The sequence below is a fragment of the Bacillus sp. FSL R5-0397 genome, from assembly GCF_038593395.1.
Lineage (GTDB): Bacteria > Bacillota > Bacilli > Bacillales > Bacillaceae > Bacillus > Bacillus altitudinis.
In genome coordinates, this window is sequence record NZ_CP151992.1 from 574,877 (window position 1) to 587,803 (window position 12,927).

General features: G+C 37.7%; 12 protein-coding genes. 10 read left to right on the forward strand and 2 right to left on the reverse strand.

Going from position 1 to position 12,927, the window contains the following annotated elements:
* Positions 1-211: 211 nt before the first annotated feature.
* The 6 genes from NSQ70_RS02775 to NSQ70_RS02800 all read left to right on the forward strand — a co-directional run bounded on the left by NSQ70_RS02775 (position 212) and on the right by NSQ70_RS02800 (position 6,888).
* On the forward strand, positions 212-415 hold the full coding sequence (locus tag NSQ70_RS02775) for a cold-shock protein (protein ID WP_003214229.1): 204 nt from the start codon (positions 212-214) through the stop codon (positions 413-415).
* 329 nt (positions 416-744) lie between these two features.
* Positions 745-2,349 carry an Ig-like domain-containing protein gene (locus tag NSQ70_RS02780; protein WP_138278143.1) on the forward strand — a complete coding sequence of 535 codons (1,605 nt, stop codon included), beginning with the start codon at positions 745-747 and terminating at the stop codon, positions 2,347-2,349.
* 47 nt (positions 2,350-2,396) lie between these two features.
* On the forward strand, positions 2,397-2,762 hold the full coding sequence (locus NSQ70_RS02785; protein WP_080964893.1) for a hypothetical protein: 366 nt from the start codon (positions 2,397-2,399) through the stop codon (positions 2,760-2,762).
* A gap of 487 nt (positions 2,763-3,249) precedes the next feature.
* A complete protein-coding gene (locus tag NSQ70_RS02790; RefSeq protein ID WP_138278144.1) occupies positions 3,250-5,094 on the forward strand; it encodes a beta-glucoside-specific PTS transporter subunit IIABC in 1,845 nt (614 codons plus the stop codon).
* 65 nt (positions 5,095-5,159) lie between these two features.
* On the forward strand, positions 5,160-5,930 hold the full coding sequence (locus NSQ70_RS02795; protein ID WP_138278145.1) for a ChbG/HpnK family deacetylase: 771 nt from the start codon (positions 5,160-5,162) through the stop codon (positions 5,928-5,930).
* A gap of 112 nt (positions 5,931-6,042) precedes the next feature.
* A complete protein-coding gene (locus NSQ70_RS02800; RefSeq protein ID WP_138278146.1) occupies positions 6,043-6,888 on the forward strand; it encodes a PRD domain-containing protein in 846 nt (281 codons plus the stop codon).
* Between the two features lie 123 nt (positions 6,889-7,011).
* Here the strand turns inward: NSQ70_RS02800 and NSQ70_RS02805 are convergent, their stop codons facing one another.
* Positions 7,012-8,061 carry an NAD(P)-dependent alcohol dehydrogenase gene (locus NSQ70_RS02805; protein ID WP_050826995.1) on the reverse strand — a complete coding sequence of 350 codons (1,050 nt, stop codon included), beginning with the start codon at positions 8,059-8,061 and terminating at the stop codon, positions 7,012-7,014.
* Between the two features lie 223 nt (positions 8,062-8,284).
* Here NSQ70_RS02805 and NSQ70_RS02810 point away from each other — a divergent pair, with 223 nt between their 5' ends.
* Positions 8,285-8,686, forward strand: a complete 402-nt coding sequence (locus tag NSQ70_RS02810; protein WP_039169850.1) for a MerR family transcriptional regulator — start codon at positions 8,285-8,287, stop codon at positions 8,684-8,686.
* 42 nt (positions 8,687-8,728) lie between these two features.
* On the opposite strand, the gene NSQ70_RS02815 is transcribed toward NSQ70_RS02810, so the two are convergent.
* Complete coding sequence (locus NSQ70_RS02815) at positions 8,729-9,460, reverse strand: glycoside hydrolase family 16 protein (protein WP_073416011.1); 732 nt, start codon at positions 9,458-9,460, stop codon at positions 8,729-8,731.
* A 267-nt stretch (positions 9,461-9,727) separates the two neighbouring features.
* Here NSQ70_RS02815 and NSQ70_RS02820 point away from each other — a divergent pair, with 267 nt between their 5' ends.
* From NSQ70_RS02820 to NSQ70_RS02830, 3 genes are all read left to right on the forward strand, one after another.
* Positions 9,728-10,306 carry a TetR/AcrR family transcriptional regulator gene (locus tag NSQ70_RS02820; RefSeq protein WP_342502430.1) on the forward strand — a complete coding sequence of 193 codons (579 nt, stop codon included), beginning with the start codon at positions 9,728-9,730 and terminating at the stop codon, positions 10,304-10,306.
* A gap of 72 nt (positions 10,307-10,378) precedes the next feature.
* Positions 10,379-11,818, forward strand: coding sequence for a DHA2 family efflux MFS transporter permease subunit (locus NSQ70_RS02825; RefSeq protein WP_058336370.1), 1,440 nt, complete (start codon positions 10,379-10,381; stop codon positions 11,816-11,818).
* 190 nt (positions 11,819-12,008) lie between these two features.
* On the forward strand, positions 12,009-12,902 hold the full coding sequence (locus NSQ70_RS02830) for an alpha/beta hydrolase (protein ID WP_216896061.1): 894 nt from the start codon (positions 12,009-12,011) through the stop codon (positions 12,900-12,902).
* The last annotated feature ends 25 nt before the right edge of the window (positions 12,903-12,927 follow it).

Below are 12,927 nucleotides of genomic sequence, written 5' to 3' on the forward strand. Positions count from 1 at the left end.
CAATTCACCTCTCTTATTTGAGTCACTATGTCATGTGTGATAAGCTTTTAAATCAACAAATTGCAATTATTTCCGATTCATGCTATAATAAAAAGTAATTATTTTTGTTCGGCGTAAAGGATAGTATGAAGATTGACTTTTCGTCTTGAGGGTACTTTGGGCAAGGATAGTATAATACATTGTGTGGTAAACGCACGAGGAGGCAACAATCATGGAACAAGGTACAGTAAAATGGTTTAACGCAGAAAAAGGTTTTGGATTTATCGAACGTGAAGAAGGCGACGATGTATTCGTACATTTCTCAGCTATCCAAGGTGACGGATTCAAATCTTTAGACGAAGGTCAAAAAGTAACATTTGACGTAGAGCAAGGTTCTCGTGGAGCTCAAGCTGCTAACGTTCAAAAAACTGCTTAATCTTCCTTTTTCAAAACAGGTTCTCTACAGAGGGCCTGTTTTTTTTGCATGAAAAAACCCTACTTAGCGTACAAGTAGGGAGATGGTGCAAGGTATTCGTAAAAAATTTCATGCTTCAAAGGTTAGTGTATAGTATAACATACTAGATTGACAAAATGCGGAATTTCCATAAATTTTATTAAATTTTCATTATAGGTGAACTGTTTATTCGTTAATTTATTATAAAATTAAAAACAAATCTTACTTATCAACCAAATAAAAGAATATTTTTCCTTTGTAAAATATGTTAAAATTTATTCAGTGAAAAAATTGGAAATGTGGTGGCAATAATGAAACGTATTTTGGTGTCTTTTGTTTTTATATTTATCTTTAGTTTTTCATATGTTTTATTAGCAAGTGCAGAAGATGTGAATATGTCTTCTGGAGTCTCCGTAAACGGAGAATTGAAATCAAAGGATTCAATGAATCGTTACCAATTTACAACAAATAATGATGGGGAAATATATATAAGGCTAGAAAATGCATCTGCCTCTTTTAAAATCTCTCTCTCCGATGCAAAAGGAAATAGGATAGATGTTAATGAATCTTCATTTTATGGAGAATCCTTAGTACTAAATAATCAACTCAAAAAAGGAACATATTTTATTGAAGTGATGCCTAGCGAATGGAAAGGAATAACTAGAGGTACTTATCAACTGAAAGTAACCTATCCAGGTGCAATTAAGCGTAATTTAACCACTTTCGAACCAAATGATACTTTTGAAACAAGCATGAAGGCATCTAACGGTATTTATTATAAATCAACGATTGACAGTGATATTGATAAGGATGTTTATCAGTTTTCTTCAAATAAAGATGGTGAGTTGTATCTCACATTAGACCAAGAAACATCGAAATTAAAAGTCACTGTTTATAATGAAAATAGAAATGAAATCGTATCTGACTATACATGGAATGCTGGGGAAAATATTGTTATCCATGAAAATATAAAAAAAGGAAAATATTATGTCGAAATTAAACCACAAACATACAATTGGAGCGGGGTTTCAAATGCGAAGTACCGTCTTAAAGTAACGTATCCAGGGCCTTTTAAAAGAGATTTAAAAACTTACGAACCAAATGACACCTTTGAAACAGCATATCCACTTATCTCTAATCAATATTATAAATTAAAGCACGAATCGGATTTAGATAGAGATGTATATCAATTTTCCACAGTGAAAGATGGAAAAGTAAAGATTAATCTAGATAGAGTAACGGAAGGTGCAACCGTCGCCTTATACGACAAGAATGGTAATGAAATAACGAAGGAGTATTCACCTTATATTTTTGGAGTAGAGCCAATTATCGATTTAAATTTAAAAAAAGACAAATACTATATTGTTGTTGAGCCTAGAAGTTGGGATGGTGTATCTAGTCAAACATATCGTTTGAAAGTCTCTTATTCAGACAAAACACCAAGTATAAAGACAATCACTGATCAATCAACAAATATTTCAGGCCAAGCAGAAACTAATGCAAAAGTTTATGCTTATGTCGATAAGAAAAAATTGGGTTCAACAAAAGCTAGCAAAGGTAAATATTTAATTAAAATTCCTAAACAAAAAGCAGGAACTTTAATCACGGTGTATTTAGTGGATGCCAATGGAGTAAGAAGCGGTAGCAAATCTGTAAAAGTCTTAGATAGAACTCCACCAGCAGTGCCAGCTGTTAATAAAGTCACAAAAAAATCAACATTTATAACAGGTAAAGGCGAAAAATATGCGACAGTTCATGTTTATCAAAAAAACAAAAAATTAGGAACAGCGAAAGTTAATAAAAGTGGACAATTTAAAGTGAGAATAAAAAAACAAAAGAAGAACACAGTCTTATCAATTTATTTAAAGGATGCTGCAGGAAATAGGAGTAAATCTAAGATAATTAAAGTTTACTAGTAACAGGATTTAATAGGAGAAGATCGTTTAAATAAAGGAGTATCACCATGTTAAGGAGATTTTTATTTATCTTTTCAACGTTGCTTATGGCAATTTTAGTATTATTTACGGCATCAAAGAATTCACCAGGAAAGAATACAGTTTCATTAGATGAACCTATTCCATTTATTTTGTCAGCAGCAATGATCATCTTTTTCTTTATTCCTCCTTTAGTGATGTCGTTTTTTGACCAAATTGTGGTCAGGGTGATCTCTGGAATTTACCAATGCTTCATTTTAATGGTGTTTATTGGATTGATGCCTATAAGTTTTCTTATTCCTAATGGAGGCTTGACATTCCTTGAATCAATATTAGGCTGTGTTATGAGCTTACTCAGCATAATTTTTACACTTTTAAGTAGAAAAAATAATTAATCAACATAAAATAACTTTAAGTATCGTGAAGGTGAAATGCTTATTGGGAATAGGGATGATCTAAAATGATTCCCTATTCCATCTTATTATCTAATATAAATCTAGTAGTCATAAAATTTATATTGTATTTCTTCAAAAAATACTCTATATTAAATGTGTAAGCAGTTTCATAATAGGATTGTGACCGTTAAGGGCGATACCTAAATTGATACGTGTACAATAATGTTTGTTATTGTATTGGTTTCAGTTTAGGTTTTTTTATACCTTTTTTCAGCAAATCTTCATGACAATGACATATATGAAAAGGGATTGTGACTGTTCGGCAGGCGAAACCTGAATTGATGTGAGTTAATTGCGTTGCGATGCAATTAACCGGCCTCAATTCAGGTTTTTTTATTTCAACATAGAAAGATAACATGTTTATTGTTTTGAAGGGGGGAACTCGTAAAAAAGTTTGGTTTAAACTATTTTTCTGGAGGCGATGAAAGTGGATAAAGTGACGTTAGCAAAAGATATTTTAAAATTGGTGGGTGGCAGTGAGAATGTTCAAGGTGTCACTCATTGTGCGACAAGGCTGCGTTTTAGGGTGAGCCAAAGTGATAAAGTGAAAAAAGGTGAACTGGAGCAACATCCAGACATTTTAAAGGTAGTTGAAAGTAGCGGGCAATTGCAAGTGGTCATTGGAAGTCATGTATCTGATGTCTATCAAGAAATTGAACGTCAAGGGCAATTCAATGATGACCATTCCGTCGGGAAGTCAGAGCAAAAACAAACCATTTTATCAAAAGTGTTTGCTTTAATCTCAGGAAGTTTAACGCCATTAATTCCTGCTTTTGCAGGGGCAGGTTTGATGAAAGCACTGTTAATCGTTTTAGAAAATCTCCATATATTAACGCCAGAAAGTGGTACGTACGCCGTTCTTGCGGCAGCTGGTAATGCAGTATTTTATTTCTTACCCATTTTATTAGGAGTCACGATTGCTAGAGTATTAGGTGCAAACCCATATGTAGCAGGTGCTATTGGTGCAGCACTGCTAGAGCCTAACTTCACTGCTCTGCGTGAGGCAGGGAACGTTGTCTCCTTTATAGGAATCCCAGTTCCTTTATTGGATTATGCATCATCAATATTTCCTATATTTATTGCCGTCAGTCTATTTGCATTCATTGAAAGAAATTTAAAGAAAGTCATTCACAAAAATATTCAAATATTTGCTGTTCCGTTTTTATCTATCTTGATCACTGTACCTTTAACAACCATGCTCGTTGGACCATTTGGTGTTTATTTAGGGACATGGTTAGGCGACTTGGTCAATTATTTGATCAATAGCAGTCATATTGTATCGGGTATTATCATTGGAGGGTCTTGGTCTTTCTTAGTTTTGTTTGGACTGCACTGGGCAATGGTGCCTATCATTTTAGAAAATCTTAAAAGTGGATCTGATTTAATTGTGCCATTGGCAGCAGCATCTGTTGCAGCACAAATGGGGATTGCTTTAGGGGTCTTCTTGAAAACAAAAGACAAAGATATGAAAGCCTTAAGTGGTTCGACATTTCTATCAGCCATTTTATCTGGAATTACGGAACCTATTTTATATGGGATTATCCTTCGACATAGAAAAACAATGATTTATATGGTTGTAGCAGGAGCCATTGGAGGAGCGCTGATTGCGATCTTTAACGTAAAATTAGTTGTCTTTAATTTCTTCCTTAACGTATTTACGTTCCCGGCTCAAAGTCCGATGATTCTCTATATCCTAGGTATTGTGATAACGATTGTTATTGCAGCAGTTCTTCCCATCATATTTGGATATGAATTGAAGCATCAACAGAAAAAAGAAGACAACGCTACGAATAAAGAGCTTGAAACAAAAGAGTCAATCATGAGCCCTCTCTCTGGACAAGTGAAAGCACTTCAACAAGTGGATGATGTTGTTTTTTCTTCAGAAGCGATGGGGAAAGGAATTGCGATAGAACCGAGCCAAGGGGAAGTCGTTGCCCCTGTAGATGGCGTCATATCAGTTACAATGGAAAGTGGACATGCAGTTGGCATGATTTCTAAAAAGGGAGCCGAAATATTAATCCATGTAGGAATAGATACGGTGAAACTGGATGGAAAGTATTTCACTTGTTTGGTGAATCAAGGGGATGATGTGAAACAAGGCCAGCCTCTCATCAAATTTGAATTAGATAAAATCATTGAAGCTGGTTTTCAGACGACAACACCAATTGTCATCACAAATTCCGACCAATATGAGCACATAGATGCGGTTGTTCCAGTTGAAGAGCAAATTCAAAAGAACGAAGATTTACTGAATCTAAAGAAAAAATCTTAATATGAACACCAGGTATTCTTTACCTGGTGTTTGTCTCTAAATTTTACGAAAAGGAGTGTGCTTACGTGAGGTTAATTATCAATGCAGATGACTTTGGTTTAACAGAGTCAGTGAGTAAAGGCATTTTGAAAGGGATGCAAGAAGGGATCATTACAGATACCACGATGTTGACGAATACAAGACATTTTGATCGATCTATAGAATTAGCAAAAGAAGCAGGGATTGAAGCAATGGGAGTCCACTTAAACCTTACATTATTGAAACCTATACTTGAAAGTGGGAAGGTTCAGTCGATTGTAGATGGCAAAGGGGATTTCTATCGAAAGCCATCATTGATTCCAAGTACGTTTCATAAAGGAGAAGTCCGTGCAGAGCTCAGAGCCCAAATCGAAAAGTTCCTTTCTTCGGGATTAACACTGACACATATTGACACACATCATGGTTTTAGTGTTGTGCATGCAGAGATGTTTCAGATCATCCTTGAATTGACCAAAGAATATCGTGTTCCTATGAGAAAAGATGATGTTTTAACGGATGATCCTTTCATTAAATCTCAATTAGCCGAATCGGGTGTGAAAACGACAGATGTATTATGCGCAGATTTCTCAGTTCCCATCATGCAGGAATCTGTCCTCATCAATACGATAGCAAAATATAAACAGACAAACGCAACGATTGAAATACCGTGCCATCCTGGATTTGTTGATGATGAGTTGCGAACAATTTCTTCATTAAATGATGAGCGAGAAGAGGATCTACAGTTATTGTTAAAGCAGGAGTGGTTAGGTTACATGAAAGAACAAGGCATCGAACTGATCTCATTTAGTCAGCTTTAACATTTTAAAATGATAGAAGTATTTTTTTAATAAAGTATGATAGATTAAAATGAGAACGTTAAATTTTCTCTGGATTTTCTTCTTTAGGATTGTAGGAAAGTGGGTGATCTAAATGAAAATCAAAAAAATCTTTAATAACAATGTCATCTTATTAAGTGATGAGATGGATCATGAAATGATTGTGATGGGGAAAGGGATCGGTTTTAATAAGCATAACAGTGAAGAGGTAGACTTTTCGAAAGTGGATAAAAAGTTTGTCATTGACAAAGGTCAAACCAACAAGCTGACTGAACTCATTGAACATATTAACATCGAATATTTAGAACTAACAAAAGACATGATTGAATATGCTGAAAATAAATTAGCCGTAAGTTTCAACCAAAATATTTACCTAACCTTGACGGACCATATTAGTTTTGCCATAACACGATATCAAGAAGGCATCGATATCAGAAACCCGCTTTTATGGGAAATTCAAAAATTCCATAAAGAGGAATATCATGTGGCTTTAGAGGCACTGAAAATCGTTGAAGAACGGCTTCAAATTGCACTGCCAACTGAAGAAGCTGCGTCCATTGCGCTTCATTTTGTAAATGCTCAACAGAGCGGGAGTGATATGAAGCAAACCATTGAAGTGACCAAGATTGTGAATGATCTAATCAATATTGTGAAATACCACTACGGCATTAAACTAGACGAAAATTCAATAAATTATAGTAGGTTTATGACACATTTAAGATATTTTGCCTATCGAATTCTCTCTAAAGAGGGAATACCGGATGAAAATGATTCGCTTTTTGACCAAATAAAAAATCGTTATCCAAAAGCATATAGCTGTGCACAAAAAATGGTCACATACCTAGAGAAAAATGATAGGATCACTCCTACCGATGAAGAGCTTGTCTATTTAATCATTCATATACATCGAGTAACCAATAGGAGTACAAATCGTTCATAATATGCTTTTTCGCAAAATATAAACCGATCTTTTGAGCTACTATTCATATAGTAGCCTTTTTTATTTTGAATGAAACAACAAAAGACCAGCCAAACAGGCTAGTCTTTGAACATGATTTTTTGATCATAATGTCGAAATATCAATCACAAACCGATAACGCACATCACTATTGAGCACACGTTCATATGCTTCATCGACTTGGTTTGCGTTGATCACTTCAATTTGTGGTGCGATATTGTGAGCAGCTGCGAAATCGAGCATTTCTTGTGTTTCTTGGATGCCGCCAACGAGTGAGCCGGCGATGCTGCGACGTCCCGTAATTAATGAAAACACATGGAAGTTGTCTGGCTTTGGTGGTGCACCGACGTTTACTAATGTTCCGTCAACACGAAGTAAGGACAAATAGGCATCCACGTTGATATTGGCAGAGACGGTATTGAGAATGAGGTCATATTGACCGGCTAGTGTCTTAAACGTATCAGGGTCACTTGTAGCAAAATAGTCTTTTGCACCAAATGACAGCGCCTCTTCTTTTTTATTCAAAGAGCGGCTTAATACAGTCACTTCAGCGCCAAGTGCGCGTGCAAATTGAATGGCGACATGACCTAGACCGCCCATTCCGACAATCGCCACTTTTTTGCCAGGCCCAGCCTTCCAGTGTTTTAACGGAGAATACGTTGTGATGCCGGCACAAAGAAGGGGGCTGGCGACATCGAGGGAGAGCTGGTCAGGAATATTGACAACAAATCGTTCTGTCACAACAATTTTCTGACTGTAGCCGCCGTAAGTTGGTTCTCCATCATAATCCAGGTTATTATAAGTTTGAACGACTCCTTTCTTGCAATATTGTTCATCTCCATTTTGGCAATATTCACATGTACCGCAAGAATCGACAAAACAACCGACGCCTACACGATCACCAATGTTGAATTTCGTGACAGCATCCCCAACAGCTGAAACAACTCCAGTAATCTCATGACCCGGAACCATTGGGAAAATACCGCCGCCCCATTCATCAAAGGCACTGTGGATATCTGAATGACAGATCCCGCTAAACTGAATATCAATTAAAATATCATGTGGACGAAGTGCTCTTCGTTCAATGGTTGTCCGTTCAAAGTTTGCTTTTGCATGGGAAACACTTAAAACGTTTGATTGGTGCGTCTGACACATTCTTGATCATCCTTTCAAAAGTAAGATTCGGTCCTTCCTCTATACTGTACGTCTTAAAGTGAACTTTAAGTCAACATAGAACCCTCTGATCGCCTCAATTCAGGCTTTAGCATCAACCTTGAATCAAGATTTGAGCCAAAAGTATCTTGTCTTCTCGATTAAAATGGAGATGATGGGAAAAGGGAGATCGTCAAGTAAGAGAAAGAAGAGAAGGGTGAAAACAATGAAAATAGCACAAGCCGCCAAGCAGCTCGATTTATCTACTGCTACGCTCAGGTATTATGAGAATATAGGTTTAATTAGACCGATCAGGCGTGATGAAAATGGTGTTCGTGATTATACAGAAGAAGATATTCAGTGGATAGAATTTATTAAATGTATGAGAAATGCGGGTCTGTCAATTGATGCTCTTAGAGAATATACGGCTTTATTTATCGAGGGAGAGGATCGTACATTGTCCTCAAGAAAGAGTATTTTGGTCAATGAGAGAGAAAGACTCGTAGACAAACAAAAGGAAATCGAAGAAACGATTAAACGGTTAGATTACAAGATCGAAAGTTATGAAGATATTATCCACAGTTATGAACAAAAACTAGTTCATCAATTAAAAACGAGCTCTATTTAAATGAAGAAAAACCTGTGACTTGTCACAGGTTTTGTGATGTGGTTATCTTTTTGTGTAACGCACCCAATTGTAATGAGCGTAAAGTGGAGTAACACCGTTGTAGGAGCCGAGCCATTCATCGACACCTGCACCATTCCATAAGTTCATCATAATCTTTCCCGGTGTTTGAGGGATTTGAGTAGTAGCCGTATGTTTTAATTGACCGTCCACATACCATTTAATCGAGTTAGGCTGCCAGTCGAACGCATATGTGTGATAAGAGTTTGCTGCATCAAAACCAAGGTTGACGATTTTTTCATGATTTCCGACACCATTGGTATAATAGTTAAACTGAACCTTTGTCGTATCTTTTCCTAGAAATTCGATGTCGATTTCATCCCAAGGCGTACCATCAGTCGGTCCCGTATAAGTAAAGAACGAAGACACGATCCCAACATTTTTGGCTGGTTTCATGTTTACTTCATATAGCCCATAGCCATATGTTTGAGTAGAACGGTTTTCTCCGCAGTCAAACTTATTATAGGAAGGACTTGTGAGTGATAAGCGCATTTCCCCTAACGACGTCATGGAGACATTGTTTGCGCGCCACGTACAGTTAAACATATTTCCGTTCGAGTACCCATCGGCTTTTTGCCATAACCCGGTATTATAGTTGTTGAACGGTTCATAAAACGACCCGCCCGTTTGTGCCGAGGCACTTGCAGCAAATGTGGACAAACTTAAGAATAATCCAGTGACAAGCAGCATCAACATTCGTTTTACACGGTAAGACATGTAGGCATTCCCCTCTCTTTTTTGAAAGCGTTTTCTTTTTGATCATACATGATTCTCTCAAAATGGAAAATCGGTCTAAATAATGATAAACAGTGTGTTTTTTTAATAGAATGAAAAGAAAATTGATAGGTAAAAAATAATGATTGACAAAGCGGACAGTTGTCCGTAAGATAATACCGGTACAATTGTCCTAATGAAAATGAAAGAAATTTGATTTACACATAGAGATATATGCAAGGTGGATGAAGGTAAAGAAGGTGAAGCATCATGGAAAAGGATATTGGAAAGGAAATTGAAGAGGTCGCTTTTTCTTTGTTTCAAGAGTTTGGTGTAGAGAATGTCAGTATGCATAAAATTGCTAAAACAGCTGGTGTTGGACAGGGTACTCTTTACCGCCGATATGCCAATAAAAGTGATTTATGCCTTTCGATCCTTGGAGAAAAATTTGAACAACTGATTCCTGCGTTGCATCTTTACTTAAGTAAAATAAGTGATCAGCCGGTTCGTGAGCGTTTACGATATGTTCTTGAAGAAATTCATCTCATCGTCGGTCATCATTTAGATTGGATTCGCATGCTCACAATCTCTGGGAACTTAGAGCAGACAAGTAAAGTATATGATTGTCATTACAGTCAATCACTCAAACAAATCATTCGTGATTTGCTCGAGGAAGCGAAAGTAAAGGGAGAAGCGAACATACAAGACATTGAGTTGACGACATTATGTATGTCCTCTCCAATGACGCCTGAACTCATGTTTTATATTCATGAATCCGGCTACTCAATCGAAAAAATTGCCCAATTCGCTGCGGAAAAACAAATTTTATCTATTTTTCAACGACAATGAAGTGGCTCATTTCTGACTAGCCTGACTTCCTAAGATTGCTCAATATTGAAAAAGAAAAGGAGCCAACTTAATATGAACAAACAGCAAACAGCAGCTTCCGACATTCGAACGCTGCCCATTATTATTTCATTTATCACAGCTGGATTTATTGGACTGTTCAGTGAAACGGCACTCAACATGGCGCTGAGAAGTTTAACATTAGACTTTGGTATTGAAGCAACGACTGCACAATGGCTTACAACCGGCTATTTATTAACACTAGGGATTCTTGTTCCAATTTCAGGCCTCATTCTTCAATGGTTTACAACAAGACAGCTTTTCATAACCTCACTGGTCTTTTCGATCATCGGTACATTTATTGCGGCCGTTGCACCAGTCTTCAGTATTTTAATGGTGGCACGTGTGGTGCAGGCAGTAGGAACAGCCTTGCTCCTTCCATTGATGTTTAACACGATTTTGGTCATCATTCCGCCTCATAAAAGAGGTAGATCAATGGGGATTATCGGTCTTGTCATTATGTTTGCCCCAGCAGTTGGTCCAACGGTCTCTGGTCTTATTCTTAAATCGTTAACATGGCATTGGATTTTTTGGATTTCGCTTCCGTTATTAGTTGCTGCACTCGTATTTGGGTATATTTTTATGCAAAATATTACGGAACCCACAAGACCGAAAATCGACATTTTATCGATTGTGTTATCAACCATCGGTTTCGGTGGAATTGTGTATGGCTTTAGCAGTGCTGGTGAAGGCGGCGGCTGGAGCAGTATGCATGTGATTGTGGCGATTGTTGTAGGTGTCATTGGCATTCTTGTGTTCGCCCTAAGACAGTTAAACATGAAAGAACCGATGTTGAATTTAAGCCCATTTAAATATCCAATGTTTGTGATCGGGTTACTTCTGATTTTAGTGTGTATGATGGTGATGCTGTCTGCTATGATGATTTTGCCATTATATCTGCAAACGTCCTTGGCACTGTCTACATTTACAGCAGGTTTAATGCTATTACCAGGTGGAATTATCAATGGACTGTTATCGCCAATCATGGGTGGGCTTTTTGATAAATTTGGGCCGAAGTGGCTTGTCATCCCAGGCCTTGTCATCGTTGCAGCGACCATGTTTGGCTTCACGAACTTAAGTGTGAATACGTCCATCGGTTATATCGTGACGCTTCATATTACGTTAATGATAGGAATTGCGATGATCATGATGCCTGCCCAAACAAATGGATTAAATCAGCTGCCGCCAGAGCTATATCCGCACGGTACAGCGATTATGAATACATTGCAGCAAGTGTCAGGAGCGATTGGGACTGCGGTTGGTATCTCGATCCTTTCATCAGGAGCGCGCAGTTTTATGGAAAATGTGGCTGATCCCGCAAATCCAGTCAATCAGCTGCTCGCCTTTACAAATGGCGTCCAGCATGCCTTTATCTTTGCTGTCATTATGACAGTGATTGGTTTGGTGATTGCTTTCTTTATTAAACGAGTGAAAGTAGAACAACAAGTATCATAATATATGAAAAGCACTGAGGACTTAGCACCGCAGTGCTTTTTTTATTTACTCATAGGGGTGAATGTTTGTTTCAAAGGAGCTGAAAATGGGGAGATAGATAAAAAGCAACGACTCTCTGACGACATTGAAGGAAAAGGCGAAATTCGTAACGAATGGATAGAGATAAAAGAATAAGATAGGAGCTGAGATCATGAACTTAGACGAACAAATTAAAATGGCTGAGTCATTGCGTCAACCAGCTGAAGATTCATTAGCTGGTCAATCAGAACTTAAGCCAGTCCACCCTCCTGAAGTGAACAAAATGGAATATGATATCCCAACGGGTGCTGGTAAAACAAAGGTGTGGGTATTTAAACCTGTGAAAACATTGAAACAACCCCTACCTGTTTTCGTCAATTTGCATGGGGGCGGTTTTATACTTGGAAGTGCTGAAATGGATAATCATTGGTGTCCGGTCATAGCAGATCGTGCGGAGTGTATCGTCGTCAATGTGGAATATCAGCTGGCACCGGAACACCCTTTTCCGGCCGCTCTTCATGAATGCTACGATGTGATGAAATGGTTATATGAACATCCTGATGAACTACAAATAGACCCAAATCGATTAGCCATTGGCGGACATAGTGCAGGTGGGAATTTGGCAACAGCGGTTTGTTTGCTTGATATCCAAAAAGGGAACAAACTTCCGATTGTCTATCAAGTGCTTGATTATCCGCCGCTTGATTTAGCTACTGATCCAGCACAAAAGCCAGCGTTTGAAGAAGCAATTCCAGTTGAAATGGCGAGACTGTTTAATGCCTTCTATCTGCAAGGTCAAGATCCGCACAATCCGCTCGTTTCTCCAGTCTTTGCAGAGAGAGAAGTCTTAGCACAAATGCCCCCAGCTCTTGTTATCACAGCTGAGAAGGATTCACTAGCTGAAGAAGCTGAGCATTATGCGGACAAGTTAAAAGAAGCAGGGGTAGATGTCACATACAAACAATTTAAAGGAGTCCCTCATGCGTTCACTCATGCCGGAGATTTAGAGATAGCTGAAGAGGCTTGGCATCTGATGAGCGATCAGCTTAAGAAGGCGTTTGAATAAGAAATATTCGGATATAAATAAAAAG

Excerpts from the sequence above, each read along its gene's own strand:
- NSQ70_RS02775 (WP_003214229.1), top strand. The coding sequence starts at position 212 with ATGGAACAAGGTACAGTAAAATGGTTTAACGCAGAAAAAGGTTTTGGA.
- NSQ70_RS02780 (WP_138278143.1), top strand. The coding sequence starts at position 745 with ATGAAACGTATTTTGGTGTCTTTTGTTTTTATATTTATCTTTAGTTTT.
- NSQ70_RS02785 (WP_080964893.1), top strand. The coding sequence starts at position 2,397 with ATGTTAAGGAGATTTTTATTTATCTTTTCAACGTTGCTTATGGCAATT.
- NSQ70_RS02800 (WP_138278146.1), top strand. The coding sequence starts at position 6,043 with ATGAAAATCAAAAAAATCTTTAATAACAATGTCATCTTATTAAGTGAT.
- NSQ70_RS02805 (WP_050826995.1), bottom strand. The coding sequence starts at position 8,061 with ATGTGTCAGACGCACCAATCAAACGTTTTAAGTGTTTCCCATGCAAAA.
- NSQ70_RS02810 (WP_039169850.1), top strand. The coding sequence starts at position 8,285 with ATGAAAATAGCACAAGCCGCCAAGCAGCTCGATTTATCTACTGCTACG.
- NSQ70_RS02815 (WP_073416011.1), bottom strand. The coding sequence starts at position 9,460 with ATGTCTTACCGTGTAAAACGAATGTTGATGCTGCTTGTCACTGGATTA.
- NSQ70_RS02820 (WP_342502430.1), top strand. The coding sequence starts at position 9,728 with ATGGAAAAGGATATTGGAAAGGAAATTGAAGAGGTCGCTTTTTCTTTG.
- NSQ70_RS02825 (WP_058336370.1), top strand. The coding sequence starts at position 10,379 with ATGAACAAACAGCAAACAGCAGCTTCCGACATTCGAACGCTGCCCATT.
- NSQ70_RS02830 (WP_216896061.1), top strand. The coding sequence starts at position 12,009 with ATGAACTTAGACGAACAAATTAAAATGGCTGAGTCATTGCGTCAACCA.